This window comes from Exiguobacterium sp. s5, assembly GCF_018618075.1.
In the GTDB taxonomy this organism is placed as follows: Bacteria; Bacillota; Bacilli; order Exiguobacteriales; family Exiguobacteriaceae; genus Exiguobacterium; species Exiguobacterium mexicanum_A.
The window spans coordinates 49,733-65,188 of sequence record NZ_JACSLK010000003.1 but is presented as its reverse complement, the minus strand read 5'-3'; the positions used below and the strand labels follow the sequence as shown (position 1 = coordinate 65,188).

Below are 15,456 nucleotides of genomic sequence, written 5' to 3'. Positions count from 1 at the left end.
GACGTTCCTCCAAATGTGTTTGTCCTCATTGTACAGAATGGAAAAGGTTCGTGCAAACGGCACGAGTTTGTTATAATAACCTAGAAATGTTTGGATGGAGGGATGTTTTCATGGTAAACGAGAAACGGGTGCTTGACACATTTTTACAGTTGGTCGGCATCGATTCGGAGACGAAAGAAGAGGCAGTCATCTGTGAGCATTTAAAGGCGGTCTTCACTGAGCTCGGATGTGACGTCTACGAGGACGACGCATCGACGAAAACGGCTCATTCAGGTAACAACCTCATCATCACGCTACCTGCGACGAAACAAGGCGTCGACCCGATTTATTTCACGGCGCATATGGATACGGTCACACCAGGTAAAGCGATCAAGACGAGTATTCAAGATGGCTACGTCGTGACGGATGGGACGACCATCCTTGGCGCTGATGATAAAACTGGTTTGACGGCGATGATTGAGCTGGTCCGTGTTTTGACGGAACAAGCGATTCCGCACGGTCAAATCCAATTCGTCATCACGGTCGGCGAAGAGTCAGGTCTCGTCGGGGCGAAAGTACTCGACTTGTCGAAAATTGATGCGAAGTTCGGTTTCGCGCTCGACTCGGACGGCCCGGTCGGCGATATCATCGTCGCTGCCCCGACACAAGCGAAAGTGAACGCTAGAATTTACGGTAAGACGGCGCATGCCGGTGTCGCGCCTGAGAAAGGGGTCTCGGCCATTCAAATCGCGGCGAAAGCGATCGCGAAGATGAAGCTTGGACGAATCGATGACGAGACGACAGCGAATATCGGACGGTTCGAAGGCGGACGTGCCACGAACATCGTCTGCGATTACGTCGAGGTGCTCGCCGAAGCGCGCTCGCTCATCCACGAGAAGATGGAAGCCCAAGCCGAGTCGATGAAACAAGCTTACGTCGAGGCGGCAGCGGCACATGGTGGCCGAGCCGAAGTCGACATCGACATCATGTACCCGGGGTTCAAGTTCGAAGAAGGCGACGAAGTCGTCGAAGTCGCGAAAGCGGCGGCAGCGGCCATCGGACGCCCGACACGAATCTTACATTCAGGTGGAGGGTCAGATGCGAACGTCATCGCTGGGGGCGGGATTCCGACCGTTAACCTCGCTGTCGGTTATGAAGAGATTCATACGACGAACGAGCGCATGCCGCTCGTCGAGCTATACAAGTTGGTTGAATATGTCGTTCAAATTGTCGAGCACGTCGCGACACCGAAAACGAAGTGAAAAAGAGCCGACGCGATGTCGGCTCTTCCTATGTGTTCGAGTGATTATGCGGCGAATTCCAATGATTCCAAGACGAGTTCGTCTGAACAGTGAAGTTCCATCGCTATGTCGTGAATGTGGATTGAGGTGCCTAGTTCTTGTTGGTGTTTGCGATTCATTGAAGTCGCCCGTTCCCGGATCAGTTCATAGATCGAGTCGGAATGTTCAACTTTATTCATCACGGATCACATCCTTTATCAACGATTGCCTACAGTATAGCATGGAATGCACTAGAAGAAAGGACAAAATTATTTATGAAGTTACAATTTTTAGGAACTGGCTCCGGCATGCCCTCGAAACAACGGAACGTTTCCGGTCTGGCGCTCACGCTTTCGAAACAGACGTGGCTCATCGATTGCGGTGAAGCGACCCAGCACCAAATGCTTCATACGAAAGTCAAACCGCGTAAAGTCTCGGCCGTCTGGGTGACCCACCTGCACGGTGACCACGTGTTCGGCCTGCCCGGTTTCTTGTCGACGCGTTCAGCGCTCGATGGGTCGAGTCCGCTTACGCTTTACGGACCGAAAGGCATCAAGAAATGGCTCGAGTTGACGATGAAAGTGACTGGATCATATCTCGGTTATGACTTGACGATTGTCGAGTATGAGGACGGGGATACGTTCGAACAGGACGGCCATCTCGTCACGGTCAAACGATTGGATCATCGTTTTCCATCGTACGGATTTCGAATTGAGGCACCCGAAAAGCCCGGTGCGCTCCTCGTTGATAAAGTGAAGGCGCTCGGGATTCCGAGCGGGCCGATTTATCGGACGATCAAGCAAGAGGAGACGTTCGAGTTTGAAGGAGAAACCTATCTCTCTAAAGAATACGTCACTGACGCGGTCCGTGGACCGATCGTGGCGATTCTGGGGGATACGATTCCTTGTCCGAACGCGGTCGTCCTCGCCGAAGGCGTCGATGTGCTCGTCCACGAGGCGACGTTCATGGACGAAGAGGCAAAGCTCGCCCGTCAATATGGTCACTCGACGACGGTCGAGGCGGCGACGCTCGCGAAGACGGTTCAAGCCGGACGCTTGATTGTCACCCATATCTCGGCCCGCTATCAAGGTCGAGATGATGAATTTTTAGACGAAGTCCGAGCCGTCTTCAAAGACAGTTTTGTCGCCAGCGACTTCTTCGAGTTTACAGTGGGGGATTAACGTGACAGTACAACTATACGTATGGCTTGGATTTTTTGTCATCAGTACGTTGCTAGGTTTGCGCTTGAATCAACTGAAAGAACCCGAACCGAACTTTTTCTTTAAATTTTTATTTTTCTCTTTGCTCGGAATCGTGTCGTTCCCGATTGGCGGGTTCCATATCCCCATCGGTTTTCTCATGTCATTCTTGTTTTTTCCGAAACGAAATAGCCGCTATAAATGGTACGGTGCGCTCGTCGGCTTCTTTTTCTTCATCGTCTTGTTGTTCGTCCCGTTGTTTGATCAATCTGAGTTCCGGGCCGAGTCGCAACAAATCGGGGCGGTGTCGATTCAAGACGAGACATTTGACCGGATGACGGACAATATCTTACGTCGCATCAATAGTGACTCGATTAAACTCGACCGAAGCAAGATGGTGTTCACCGAGGACGGGGAACTCCGCTCGCTCGAATATTTGCTCATGGTCGAGCGCTCGAACTCGTTTCAACAGATTCGAATCAACTATGACGAGTCCGGTGAGTTGTCGTATCGCCAAGTCGACGAACTGAACATAGATTCGGGAAGTGCGTTTTTCGAGAAGCTCGTCGACTTTGAACATATGCTCGATGCCGTACGCGACACGCCTTGGTCTGAATTTGCGGACCGAGTCGACGCGCCGCTTCTCCAGTTCTCGTTTGACGGCCTGTACGACATGTACACGTTCGAGAACGAGTCGATGCTCATGATCAATCGTGATCGCCGGCTCGTCAAGTTCTGGTTGCAACGAGAACCTGTGCTCGCCAACAGCATCCAATTGTCTGGGCTCAGTCAAGAAGGCCGGACGACTGGTGAAAAATATACGATTCTATACAATTATTCTATCCATCAACGAGAGGATTTGACCGACCAATGAAAAAACTGCTCCTGATGAGTTTACTCGTCCCACTTTTGACCGCATGCGGCGGGGAAGAAACGACGAACGGAGATGCGGCCTGTGACGTCGAACCGACGATTTCCGTTTATGATGCTGCGACCGAGGAGACGTTGTTCCATGAGAAGAGCGTCTGTTTAGAGGACGGGGCGACAGTGCTCGATGCCCTTGAAGCGACTGAACTCGACATCGAATCGGTCGGTAGCGGAGAGATGACATACGTGACGGCGATCGACGGCATTCAAGAGAAGTCGGCCGGTCAATCGTCGGGCTGGGTCTACGCCTTTAATGGAAGCCCAGGCGACGAAGGCGCTGGGGCCAAAGAAGTCGAATCGACCGATATTATTCAATGGCGTTTCGAAGAAGATGCGATTTCTTTCTTCGAATGAGGCAGATTGGGAGCGCAGACATCCGGTCACGCTCCTTTTCTTCTTAGTGGCCCATTTGTTCATCCTGACTTATTTAAATGATTCGGTTTGGTTCCTTCTTGGACTTGTCGGCCTGTTGCTCCTCGAACGACGATTTCCGCTGGCGATGCTCGGTGTTTTGGCCGCGTTCATGCTGATCTCGTTTGCACCGATTGTTTTTGGGTGGAACGTCTCTCTCATGGGCATCACGAATCAATTGATTCCATTAGCTACATTTTTGTTCGGTATGATCTGGATGAACCGGTTCATGCGACTCGAACGATTGCTTCCGTTCTTGAACAGATGGCCGCGTTCGACCCGGTTGCTCTATGGGGGATGGGCCCTCGTCCCGTCGATGGAGCGGGCGGTGCGATTATCCATTGCGAGCCATCCGAGGCGCGAGTGGCAAGAGGCGATCGTCGTCGGTATCGACAGTCAACGCCTTGAACCGGTGTATGTGACGAATCGAATGCGACGTTTCGAACGGCATGACACCGTTCAATGCCTCGTCTTGCTCGGTTTCGTGGCGATCGCCTCGATGGGAGTGCCGGTCGTGTGGTTACTGTATCCATATTTGACGAAAGGAGGGTTGCGCGATGCGTTGGTTATCCTTGGCAGACGGACATGATGAATTCGATGAGTGGGTGAGGGAAGAACGAGCGCGAGTCATCCGCCTTGATACCCCGCTTGCCGGGAAGGTTTCATCGCTCATTTCTGGGAGTGACGCCCTGCGAGGAGCCGAACTGGCTGCCATTCTTCAAATCGATCATCTATTTCATAAGCGATTCGATGAGTGCTCAAGCGGAGAACGGCAACTCGTCCGCATCGCTCACGCCCTCGCCGATTCAGCCGAGGCGCTCGTCTTGATTGAACCGTTTCGACATTTGGATCGGTTTCGGGTCGAGCATTTAACGATGTTGCTCAGCAGACTGACCGGGCTTGGCGTTCGGATTGCTTACACGGATAGGGCGCGCGAACATAGTCCGTCCGGCGCGTTTCACGTCAATCCGACCATGAATCAGCCTCAACTTGTCGTTACGGACGTGTCCTATCGCCACCCGTTACAGGCGTCCTATGCGGTCGAGCATGTGTCTTACGAAATGAAGGGCCCGGGTCTGACCGTCTGTATCGGTACGAATGGCAGCGGGAAGTCGACGTTGCTCGAATTGATTGCCAAAAGCGTGCGCCCGTTGTATGGGAAGGTCAAATGGACCGAGCGGCCGGTTTATTTACCGGCCGAGCAAGAGTATGGTCCGTTCCCGCATGCGACGAATCGTCGCCTCGCTCAACTGCAAGCCATATTCGATTCTGAGGCATCTCTGTTCTTGTTGGACGAGCCAAGCGTGGGCTTGACCGAGCAAGAGCGCTCTCAGTTTGAACGGGCGTTAATCGAGAAGGCTGGGACGGCGCACATCATGTGTGCCACCCATGACGAGCAACTGATTCAGGCGGCAGACCGCATCATTTGCCTGTCGAACGGGATGCTCGTCTTTGATGGGGATCGCAGCGACTATATGAAACGGAGTGCGCTATGGTCACATATGTCCTCATCCTCTTGATTGCAGCGGGGGTCATGTCGAGGTTCGAACGGAGTGACGCCCCGATTGCCGTCTTGACGCAAATTCTCGCTCTCGCGGTCATCGGACGTTGGCTGTTCGTGGCCATCCCGAATGTCCAACCTTCGACAGCGCTGCTCATGCTGACGACCCTTTATTTTGGATTCACGAGTGGGGCCATGTTGGCATTGTTCGTTCCGATTTTATCAGGCCTGTTGCTCGGGATCGGCCCGTTCGTTCTGTTTCAATTTTTAGGGTGGCTCCTTGTCGTCGCCGTGGTCTCGTTCTTGAAGCCATTGCTCCGTCGCTCCCGGTTGTTCCTTGCCGCCGTCGGTCTCGGGGCCGGCTTTTTATTCGGATGGACGGCCAACCTGTCCTTCGCCGAGGTGATCGGGGTTGACTTCGTCAAATTGCTCGTGCTCAGTTTGCCGTTCGATATGGCCCATGGCATCGGGAATACCGTCTTTCTCGTCTTATTGCACGATCTGTTCGTTCGCATATTTGTACGAGAAGACGGGTAACAAGTAGATATCACACCGAGTGAGGTGACGCGTGCATGAGCGGATACGTCAATCTAGTTGAAATCGGTTGGTTTCTTTTCATTGGACTGTTGTTTATGGGACTCAATTTATTGTTGATGTCTCGTCGTCTCATTCGAACGCGCTATGGGATGCTCAGTATTCTCGGCGCGAGTGTATGGCCTGCACTAATGATCGTCCTGTCTGTACAAGGGGGACGCGTCCTTGACAGACTGGCCGAGCGAGCGGTCACGCTCGAGAGCGTGTTGGCCTGGGCAGTCGTCGTGGCGACGGCTCTGATGGTGTGTATTCCGGGTGTTTCACTGATTCGGCGCATGGTGCAGTTGGCTCGACATTGAACAATCACTATACGTAAAAGGAGGAGGTCCCACAACGGGAACCTCCTCCTTTTTATTGATTATGATTGTCAGGTCATCGGCACATCTTCCGTTCCGGCATCTGACGGTTTTTGGAACCGGCGCAAGATTTCGAGGCTGACCGCCCTAGGCATGAGTTTGGCCGCGGCCACGAGCAACTGGTTCGAGACGCCGGGAACGACCACGCGTTTGTTGTTCATGACGCCTTTATAGCCGAAGAAGGCGACGAGGTGGGACGGCATTTTCGACACCATCATTTCGCTGCCGGCACGATTGAAGAAACCGGTATCGGTCGGTCCCGGGCACAGGACGCTCACGTTCACACCTGTCCCTTTCACTTCGGCATGGAGCGCCTCGGTGAGTGATAACACGTACGCTTTCGTCGCATAATAGACCGCCATGTAAGGGCCGGGTTGGAAGGCGGCGACCGAGGCGACATTTAAGACATAACCATGATTTCGCTCGACCATGCCAGGTAAGTAGGCTTTCGTCAGTTCAGTCAAGGCGTTGACGTTCAAGCGGACCTCTTCGGCCTCGATCTCGGCGTCGAGGTCGATGAACTCGCCGGCCGTCCCGAAACCGGCATTGTTGATTAAAAAGTCGACCGTCAGTCCGGCGTCTTCAATCGCGTTTGTCAGCCGTTTTGCGGCCTGATGTTCAGACAAGTCGAGGGCGAATACGTGCACGTGGACACGGTACCGCTTCTCAAGTACTTTTTTCAATTCGTGCAAACGGGGCTCGTTGCGAGACACGAGGATACAGTCAAACCCGTCCCGGGCCGCTAAAACGGCAAGATCGAGGCCAATTCCGGTCGAGGCTCCAGTAATTAAGGCGGTTTTTGTCAAAATCGTCCACTCCTTCGATGTAAAAAGTCATACATTGTTACTGATTTCTTCACGAGTTGTTAAATTCCTGCACGGCCACCACATCAAAACGTGTGCTAGAGTATAGCAAGAATATGTGATTAGACTCACAAAGTGAGGAGAAGAAAGCAAATGATGATTCAGCTAGTGACTACGGCACAAAGCGTCGAGCAAGCAGAGGCGCTAATCATGGCGGGCTCCGACCGCATCTATATCGGAGATTCAAAATACGGGTTACGCCACAAAGGTGACTGGTCACTTCCGGCTGTGCGAGAAGTCACAGCAGTCGCCCACCGATACGGCAAAGAAGTGACGGTCGCCGTCAATAACTTGATGCATAACGAGCAAATCGAGACGCTCCCTGAATATTTGCAGGAACTCAAAGCGATCGGGATCGACAGTGTGACGGCAGGCGACCCTGGCGCCATCCGCCTGATCCGTAATGCCAATATCCCCTATTGGTATGATGCTCAAACGCTCGTCACGTCGGCGAGACACATTCAGTTTTGGGGGAAGCGTGACGCCATCGGGGCGATCGCAGCCCGTGAAGTGACGTTGACCGAACTCGGGATGATCCAACAACAGATTGGTTTGCCGGTCGAAGTGCAAGTGTATGGCCCGACGTGCATCCATCATTCGAAACGTCCGCTCTTGACGAACTACTTCAACGAGATCGGCCGGTCGAACACATTGGCAGAAGCACGAGAGTATTATGTGAGCGAACCGTCGGATGCGGACAGTCGCTATCCCGTCTATCAAGACGACAACGGTACGCACGTCTTCTCTGAAGATTTGACACTCATGGGACAATTGCCCACGCTCTTGAAGGGCGGGTTGCACACGTGGAAACTCGAAGGCTGGCATGCGGGCGATGCGTTCGTCGACATCGTCCGTCTGTTCGATAAAGCCCGGTCGGATCTATTGAACGGGCGGTTCGACCGTCATGGCATGGAACGGCGTCTCGCCGAACTCCAACCTGAACAATTCCGGCTCGGGACCGGACTGTTGTTACGAAATCCAGAAGAGATCAAGTGAGGGAACCGAGATGAAAAAACGTCCAGAACTATTAGCACCAGCTGGGAACTTAGAAAAATTGAAGATGGCGATTTTGTACGGGGCCGATGCGGTCTTTATCGGGGGGCAACAGTTCGGGCTCCGTTCCCGGGCGGGTAACTTCGGCTACGAAGAGATGGCCGAAGGAGTCGCGTTCGCCCATGCGCGTGGCGCAAAAGTGTATGTCGCGGCCAACATGGTGACGCATGAAGGGGATATCGACGGCGCGGGCGAGTTCTTTTGCAAGCTTCGCGATATCGGCATCGATGCCGTCATCGTGTCCGACCCGGCCATGATCGAGGTATGCCTCACGGATGCACCGGGACTTCCGGTCCATTTGTCGACGCAAGCGTCAGCAACAAACTATGAGACACTCCGTTTCTGGCAAGAGGAAGGGTTGGAGCGAATCGTCCTCGCCCGCGAAGTTTCGATGGAGGAAATCAAAGAAATGAAACGGCAAGTCGATGTCGAAATCGAGACGTTCGTCCATGGGGCGATGTGCATCTCGTACTCGGGCCGTTGCACGTTATCGAATCATATGGCGCTCCGCGATGCGAACCGGGGTGGCTGTGCCCAATCTTGTCGTTGGAAATATGGTTTCTTCGAGGCGGACGAGCTGTTGACCGACGAGATGGCGGCACGCGACGAGGAACCGTTCTCGATGAGCTCGGTCGATTTGGCGATGGTACGCCACATCCCGGACTTGGTCGATGCTGGCGTCGACAGCTTGAAAATTGAGGGACGGATGAAATCGATTCACTATGTGGCGACCGTCTGTAACGTCTACCGTCAAGTCATCGACGCCTACTGCGCCGATCCTGAAGGGTTCGAGTTCGACCCGGCGTGGGAAGAAGAAATTTGGAAAGCGGCACAACGAGAACTCGCGACCGGATTCTATTACGGCGTCCCGACCGAGAACGAGCAACTGTTCGGCAAGCCGCGCGCCATCCCGCAATATGCATTCGCGGCACGCGTCATCTCGTATGATCCAACGACACAAATGGCAACACTCGAGCAGCGGAACCATTTCCGGCGCGGAGAAGAAGTCGAGTTCTTCGGTCCCCGCTTCGTCCGTTTCTCCCAGCGAATCGAGGAACTGTACGATGAGTCGGGAGAAAGACTTGAGACGGCGAACCAGGCGATGATGACGGTACGCGTCAAAGTCGAGCAGCCGGTCGTGACCGATTTCATCATGCGCAAACGAAAAGCCGGCGTCGTGAGCCCTCCAGTGCCGAGCCCGGTCTGACACATCCGGTAAGACAACATAGTCGACCGTTCCATCCAATCTTGCTACCCTATTAACATAGACGAAAAAGGGGATGGAAGCATGAATCAAAATACGGAGCAGCTCCGGACCGACCCGATCGGACGCCTGCTATTCAAGCTGTCGCTACCTGCGATGATCGGCATGCTGGTGACGGCGCTCTACAATATCATCGATACGATCTTCGTCGCCCGCGGCATCGGGGCGACCGCCGTGGCCGCCATCGGGATCGCTTTCCCGATCCAGATGATTCTCATGGCCGTCTCGAGCGCGGTCGGGTTAGGCGGCGCCTCGATTAGTTCACGGAAACTAGGCAAAGGCGACGATGCCGGCGCCGCCGTCACGTTTTTGAACGTGCTCGTCCTCGTCGGGGTGTTCGCGGCCTTCGCAGTCAGTTCCGCCTTTTTCATGTTAGATGACATTTTGACAGTGTTTGGAGCGACGTCGGCCATCATGGAACTGAGCCGTCAATACTTATCCGTCGTGCTGATCAGCTCTCCGTTCTTCATGTTCACACTCGCGGCGAGCGCGATGGTACGGGCTGAAGGACAGGCGCCATATCAGATGAAAGTGATGCTCACGACCGTTGTCGTCAACTTGGTGACGACGCCGCTATTCATTTTCACGTTCGGCTGGGGCATTTACGGGGCCGCTTGGTCGACGGCGCTCGCTCAAGTCGTCGGGTCTGTGCTCATGCTCCGTTTCTTCTTCTCAAAAAATCGCCGCACCGAGCTCGATTTCCAATGGCGGAAGTTTCGACTACGGTTCGGCGAATTGAAGGAGATTATGGCGATCGGCTCATCTTCGTTCATCATGATGGTCTCCCAGTCGATTTTATTCGTCGGGGTCAACGTCATGCTCGGAACGTACGGCGGGACCGAGGAACTTGCCATCTTTGCGATCATCAATAAATTCATGGCGCTCGTCGGGATGCCAATCATGGGCATCGTTCAAGGCATGCAGCCGATCGTCGGGTATAATTTCGGGGCCAGACAATTCGACCGGATGCGCGAGACGATCTGGACGGCGTTGCGGGTCGGGATTGCCATCGCGGTCATCATCTGGCTGACGCTCCAGTTGATTCCGGAACAGCTCATGCGCATGTTCACGACCGACGCGAACTTGATTGCCGGCGGGGTGACGGCCATCCATGTGTTGTTCGCCGTCTCGTTTCTCCCGAGCGTGCAAATGCTCATCAACGGCATTTATCAATCACTCGGAAAGGCCCGTGTCGCGATGTTCTTGTCACTGTCGCGACAAACGCTCTATACGATTCCGCTCGTCTTCATCTTGCCGAACTTCTTCGGCGTGTTTGGGGTATGGCTCGCGTTTCCAATCGCCGATGCCATGACCTTCTTGACGGCGGTCGGCATGGCGGTGTGGGACCGCAAGTTATTGTTCCGCCCGTCTGAGGAAGAAGTCGAAGCGAAAGCGACCAATTTATGAAGCGACGTCCGTTCTGGTGGAACGGGCGTCTTCTTTTAGGAACAAATAGATTCCGCCGAGCAGGACGGCCGCGCCGATCCATTGCATTACGCCGAGACGTTCGTCGAAGAAGACGAACCCGAACAGCATGCCCCACAGTGCCTCGCCAAGGATGGTGATGCTGACGACGGTGGCACTGACCCGGGCGAGCGCATAGTTGAACAAGTTATGCCCTAAAATCGTCGGGAAGAAGGCGAGGGCGAGGAAATACCACCAGTTGACCGATTCGAACGCGGTGAACGTCGTCCCCCGCACGAGGAGCATGAAGCAGAGGACGACCGTCGCGACGAGATAGACGCTGAACGAGTAAGTATTCGTGTTCATCTCGGTTCGGACGTGTTGACCGACGAGCCAATAGCCGGCGATAAGAAGGGCGGCGATTAAGGCGAGCAGGTCCCCGAAGAGCGCTTCGCGTCCAAGTTGGATGTCACCCGCCGCGACAAGCATGCCCCCAAGGACGGCGATGAGTGCGAAGGCTAAACCTTTTCGGGTCGGATTCTTTTTAAAGATCAAGGCGTTCCCGATTAAAACGAAAATCGGACTCGACGTCACGAATAACGTTGAACTCGCGACGGTCGTATAATCGAGTGACAAAAACCAGAGCCAAAAGTGGAACGCCAGCAACGTCCCGCTGAGCAACAAGGCATATCTCGTCATGAGACGCGTCCCGATGAGTGACTTGAAGTCGACAAACGGCAACAACATCAGACACGTGATCAGCATTCGGTAAAACGCGGCCGTTTCGGCCGGCGCGGACGTCCATTTGACGAATAATACGCTCGTCGACAAGAAAAATACAGCGGCGAATAAAATGAGATAAGACAATCGACATCCCCCTTTATGTTGTACATACTCTTCTAATGATATTATAGAATAGATAAGAAAATACATTCTTTCTCGAAAGTGTCGTTCCGACGAGATATTTCGGATGACTTTGAAAGTAGGGATCCTATGAGACTAATCATCGCGGAGAAACCGTCGCAGGCTCAAAAACTGGCTGCGCCGTATCCATCAAAAAAGAAAAAAGACGAGATTGAGATCGCTTCTTGCGCCCGTTTCCCAGAAGGTGCCATCGTCGTTTGGGCGGTCGGTCACTTATGCGAGCTTCAAGAACCGTCCCACTATAAACCGGAATGGAAGTCGTGGAAATATGAGTCGCTCCCGATTGTGCCGGACCGATTCGACTATCGCATCTCGAAAGGTAAATCGAAACCGTTTCAGACGATCAAAAAATGGCTGCACGATCGCTCCATCACCGATATCATCATCGCGTCCGATGCCGAGCGAGAAGGAGAAGCGATTGTCCGGCTCATTTTACGACTCGCTGGCAATAAAAAACCGCTGTCACGCCTTTGGATCTCAAGTTTGACCGAACAGGCGGTCGACCGTGGTTTCGCCGAACTGCTGCCCGGCGACCAGACCGTCCCTTATTATCATGAGGCGATGAGTCGTGCTTGTGCCGACTGGCTCGTCGGCATGAACGCCTCAAGGGCGTATACGACGCTGTTGAAGACGATCGGCATCGAGGACGTGTTTTCGCTCGGTCGTGTCCAGACGCCGACGCTCGCTTTGATCGTCAATCGCGAACGAGAGATTAAACAGTTCGTCCCAGAGCCGTATTTCGAGGTCGAGGCGACACTTCAAAAAGGACGTGGCACGTTCAAAGCGAAATACATGCTCGGGAAGACGACGAAACTGAAGACACGCGATCAAGCCGACGCCGTCGTCAACCGGGCGACCGGGACGGCGATTGTCCGTTCGATTGACAAAGAGGACAAGACGGAATACCCGCCGTTTTGGTTCAGTTTATCGGGTTTGCAGGCCGAGGCCGGCAAGCGGTTCGGCTTTGGGGCGAAGAAGACGCTCGATATCGCCCAAAAGTTGTATACGAAAGGATGGATCAGTTATCCACGGACCGACTCGAGCTTCGTCACACCGGACGAAGCGACACTGTTCCCGCAGACGAAAGCCCGGCTGTTGAAGTCCGCGGCCTATGCCGGACTTCAGGACGTGTTGACCGAGAATCCGTCGCGAAACAGTCGCTACGTCAATGCGAAAAAAGTCAGTGATCACTATGCGATCATCCCGACCGAGGCGTGTGGCGATGTGGCTCGGCTCAGCGGGGACGAGGCAAAACTATACGATTTGATTAACCGTCGCTTTCTTGCGGCGTTCGCCCCTCCGGCGAAGCTTGAGAAGACGACGGTCGACCTCATGGACGGGGACGACCTATACCGGGCGAAAGGGACGGTCGTCGTCAGCCCCGGGTACCGGCAAGTCGTCGAGATGAAGTCCAAAGACGTCGAGCTCCCGGCACTTACGGTCGGTGAACCGTTGACCGAAAAAAAAGTCGAAGTATTATCGAAACAGACGGAGCCACCGAAACGGTATACGGAAGGGGCACTCATCATGGCGATGAAAGTGGCCGGCAAGCAACTCGATGATGAGGAACTGATTCACATCATGAAAGAAGTCGAAGGGCTCGGCACTGAGGCCACGCGGGCCAATATTATCGACGGATTGAAAAAACGGGGTTATGTCGACCTGCAAAAGAAAGAGCTCGTCCCGACCGACAAGGGCCGTCTCTTAATCGATGTGCTCGGCGACAGCATCCTCGCCTCGCCGGCCATGACGGCGAAGTGGGAGAAGCGGCTCCATGAGATTGGACAGGCATCGGCATCCGCCGCCGAGTTTATCGAACAGGCGAAAAAGATGTCGATTCATCTCGTCGAGGAGGCGAAGGCGCGTGTCGAGTCGGCGAACCCGGAAGGCTACACGATCGAAGCAAGACGTTTCGGGAAAAAATCTGCGGCACGGCCAAAAGCGTCGTTCGGCGTCTGTCCGAGCTGCGGCAAAGGGCTCGTCGAGCATCCGAAGTTTATCGGCTGCAGCGGTTATCGCGAAGGATGCAAGTTCACGATGTCGAAACAAGTGCTCGGCGTCGGGATTGCCAAGGATGAGCTGAAACAGATGATCAACGGCGGCCAGTCGAACGTGCATACGTTCAAAAAAGGGGACAAGACGTTCGACGCTGCGCTCTATCTTGAAAAAGGGGCGCTCCGATTCGAATTTAAATAAAAAATAAGAGCCATCCGTCGTGGATGGCTCTTATTTTTTCTGCTGCTCATCTTCGGTGATGCGGCGGTTAATTTCCTCGTAATCGAGCACGATGTCGTCTTTGTTGTCCTTGTAGGCGTATCCTTTTTGAATGACGACGATCGAGGCAATCAAGACGAGCAAGATAATCAAACCGCTCACTGCAAAAATCCATCCCATGGGCCATTCCTCGCTTTCGTACTTCTAGTATGCCAAAAACGAAAGAGATTCTCCATCTTTCGGGTACTTCGAACTGTCACAGCATTGAAATACCTAATGAGGCGATTAGATATGATACAATAATATGCAGAAGAACACTGACAGAGAAAGTAGGGATGACTATGGCGATTTTGATTGTGGACGACGAACCGGTCAATACGATGGTTCTCGAACAATTATTGCATCAACATGATTATGAGACGATTTCGGTCTCAAGTGGTGAAGATGCGCTCGCGCTCCTGATGGATCCGCAAGCCCCGTCGCTATACGACCTTGTCCTGCTCGATGTCGAGATGCCAGGGATTTCTGGGATTGAGACATGCAAACGGATTCGACAGATGACCGGTTACGAGGAATTGCCCGTGATCATGGTCTCGGGCCGCACCGAAGAAAAGCAGATTGCGGAAGGACTTGACGCTGAGGCGTCCGATTATACGACGAAACCGATTAAAATCACGGAACTGCTCGCACGGATCCGTTCGGCGCTTCGCTATAAAGCAGCCGTGGATGAACGGAAGAAATATGAGGCACGTCTTCAATATGACCTCGATCTCGCGCAAAAGATTCAACAGAGTGCCTTGACCCCACCGATCAGTAACGATGAGATTGACGTCCGGGCCTTGTATTTGCCGTCTAAAAAACTGGCCGGTGACATGTATGCCTGGTTCCAGGTCGCACCTGATCGCTACGGCGTCATCATCTTTGATGTGATGGGGCATGGCGTGTCGTCTGCGTTGATTACGATGGGCATTCGTTCGATTTTACCGGGCCTCGTCGGCAACGTCCAATATCCGGTCGATGTGATGAGCGAGTTGAACCGCCAGATGACGTTCTTGTTCTCGGGAGAGGACATGCAGAGCTACTTCACGGCCGTATACTGCTATATCGATACGACGAAGCGTCAAATCGAGTACGTCAACGCCGGACATCCGCCGGTCATCGTGACGTCTGATACAGGCGTAACTCGCCTCGAGACGACCGGAGTGCCGGTCGGTATGTTCGAGGAGCCGAACTATGAGTCAAATGTGATTGACATCGAGCCGGGTATGACGATGCATATGTATACGGATGGGCTGATGGAATGTTACAGCAAAGACATCGATGACGGCATCCGTTGGCTCGAGAAGGACATCGCGTCCTACGGGCTCGACTACGCACGCCATGTCGCCGAACAGCTCGTTCCTAAAATCGAGATCGACGATGACCTTTGTCTCGTCACGGTCAAATTGATGTAAATAAGAGGGTGTCACCGTAGCCGGCGACACCCT

The 15,456-nt window shown here is 53.6% G+C and carries 17 protein-coding genes; 13 read left to right on the top strand and 4 right to left on the bottom strand.

Translation table 11 applies throughout. The features are described 5' to 3' along the window. Positions 1–110: 110 nt before the first annotated feature. Entirely contained in the window at positions 111–1,241 is a 1,131-nt protein-coding gene (locus KNP60_RS07645) for a M20/M25/M40 family metallo-hydrolase (protein WP_214753147.1), read from the top strand. Between the two features lie 44 nt (positions 1,242–1,285). Here KNP60_RS07645 and KNP60_RS07640 read toward each other — a convergent pair whose 3' ends face one another. Next, positions 1,286–1,459: a hypothetical protein gene (locus KNP60_RS07640; RefSeq protein WP_167491781.1), complete on the bottom strand. Its 174-nt coding sequence runs from the start codon at positions 1,457–1,459 to the stop codon at positions 1,286–1,288. 75 nt (positions 1,460–1,534) lie between these two features. On the opposite strand from KNP60_RS07640, the gene rnz reads away from it, so the two are divergent. Genes rnz through KNP60_RS07605 form a run of 7 tightly spaced genes read left to right on the top strand, consistent with a single transcriptional unit; the run spans position 1,535 to position 6,190 of the window. After that, a complete protein-coding gene (gene rnz / locus KNP60_RS07635) occupies positions 1,535–2,440 on the top strand; it encodes a ribonuclease Z (RefSeq protein WP_214797240.1) in 906 nt (301 codons plus the stop codon). Position 2,441: 1 nt separating this feature from the next. Continuing rightward, a complete protein-coding gene (locus KNP60_RS07630; protein ID WP_214797239.1) occupies positions 2,442–3,332 on the top strand; it encodes a hypothetical protein in 891 nt (296 codons plus the stop codon). Then, positions 3,329–3,739 (top strand): DUF4430 domain-containing protein, encoded by a 411-nt coding sequence (locus KNP60_RS07625; RefSeq protein WP_138859296.1) that lies wholly within the window; start codon positions 3,329–3,331, stop codon positions 3,737–3,739. Before KNP60_RS07630 ends, KNP60_RS07625 begins: the two co-directional genes overlap by 4 nt. Next, the gene (locus tag KNP60_RS07620) at positions 3,717–4,385 is read left to right on the top strand and encodes a hypothetical protein (protein WP_214797238.1); all 669 of its coding nucleotides are present in this window, start codon (positions 3,717–3,719) and stop codon (positions 4,383–4,385) included. Before KNP60_RS07625 ends, KNP60_RS07620 begins: the two co-directional genes overlap by 23 nt. Then, on the top strand, positions 4,354–5,316 hold the full coding sequence (locus KNP60_RS07615; protein WP_214797237.1) for an ATP-binding cassette domain-containing protein: 963 nt from the start codon (positions 4,354–4,356) through the stop codon (positions 5,314–5,316). Before KNP60_RS07620 ends, KNP60_RS07615 begins: the two co-directional genes overlap by 32 nt. Continuing rightward, positions 5,289–5,834 (top strand): hypothetical protein, encoded by a 546-nt coding sequence (locus KNP60_RS07610; RefSeq protein ID WP_214797236.1) that lies wholly within the window; start codon positions 5,289–5,291, stop codon positions 5,832–5,834. Before KNP60_RS07615 ends, KNP60_RS07610 begins: the two co-directional genes overlap by 28 nt. Before the next feature lie 35 nt (positions 5,835–5,869). Continuing rightward, positions 5,870–6,190 carry a hypothetical protein gene (locus KNP60_RS07605; protein ID WP_214797235.1) on the top strand — a complete coding sequence of 107 codons (321 nt, stop codon included), beginning with the start codon at positions 5,870–5,872 and terminating at the stop codon, positions 6,188–6,190. Between the two features lie 68 nt (positions 6,191–6,258). Here KNP60_RS07605 and KNP60_RS07600 read toward each other — a convergent pair whose 3' ends face one another. Next, positions 6,259–7,053 carry an SDR family NAD(P)-dependent oxidoreductase gene (locus KNP60_RS07600; protein WP_235420203.1) on the bottom strand — a complete coding sequence of 265 codons (795 nt, stop codon included), beginning with the start codon at positions 7,051–7,053 and terminating at the stop codon, positions 6,259–6,261. A 150-nt stretch (positions 7,054–7,203) separates the two neighbouring features. On the opposite strand from KNP60_RS07600, the gene KNP60_RS07595 reads away from it, so the two are divergent. From KNP60_RS07595 to KNP60_RS07585, 3 genes are all read left to right on the top strand, one after another. After that, a complete protein-coding gene (locus KNP60_RS07595; RefSeq protein ID WP_084592826.1) occupies positions 7,204–8,106 on the top strand; it encodes a peptidase U32 family protein in 903 nt (300 codons plus the stop codon). A gap of 10 nt (positions 8,107–8,116) precedes the next feature. Then, positions 8,117–9,370: a peptidase U32 family protein gene (locus KNP60_RS07590; RefSeq protein ID WP_214797234.1), complete on the top strand. Its 1,254-nt coding sequence runs from the start codon at positions 8,117–8,119 to the stop codon at positions 9,368–9,370. Between the two features lie 81 nt (positions 9,371–9,451). After that, positions 9,452–10,834 (top strand): MATE family efflux transporter, encoded by a 1,383-nt coding sequence (locus KNP60_RS07585; RefSeq protein ID WP_214797233.1) that lies wholly within the window; start codon positions 9,452–9,454, stop codon positions 10,832–10,834. Here KNP60_RS07585 and KNP60_RS07580 read toward each other — a convergent pair. Continuing rightward, positions 10,829–11,698: a DMT family transporter gene (locus tag KNP60_RS07580; protein WP_214712636.1), complete on the bottom strand. Its 870-nt coding sequence runs from the start codon at positions 11,696–11,698 to the stop codon at positions 10,829–10,831. The genes KNP60_RS07585 and KNP60_RS07580 overlap by 6 nt on opposite strands. A 126-nt stretch (positions 11,699–11,824) precedes the next feature. Here KNP60_RS07580 and KNP60_RS07575 point away from each other — a divergent pair, with 126 nt between their 5' ends. Then, complete coding sequence (locus KNP60_RS07575; RefSeq protein ID WP_214797232.1) at positions 11,825–13,951, top strand: DNA topoisomerase III; 2,127 nt, start codon at positions 11,825–11,827, stop codon at positions 13,949–13,951. Positions 13,952–13,981: 30 nt separating this feature from the next. On the opposite strand, the gene ytzI is transcribed toward KNP60_RS07575, so the two are convergent. Next, complete coding sequence (ytzI, locus tag KNP60_RS07570; RefSeq protein ID WP_131436521.1) at positions 13,982–14,149, bottom strand: YtzI protein; 168 nt, start codon at positions 14,147–14,149, stop codon at positions 13,982–13,984. 161 nt (positions 14,150–14,310) lie between these two features. Between ytzI and KNP60_RS07565 the strand changes: the two genes are divergently transcribed. Next, positions 14,311–15,423, top strand: coding sequence for a PP2C family protein-serine/threonine phosphatase (locus KNP60_RS07565; protein ID WP_034777900.1), 1,113 nt, complete (start codon positions 14,311–14,313; stop codon positions 15,421–15,423). Positions 15,424–15,456 lie beyond the last annotated feature (33 nt).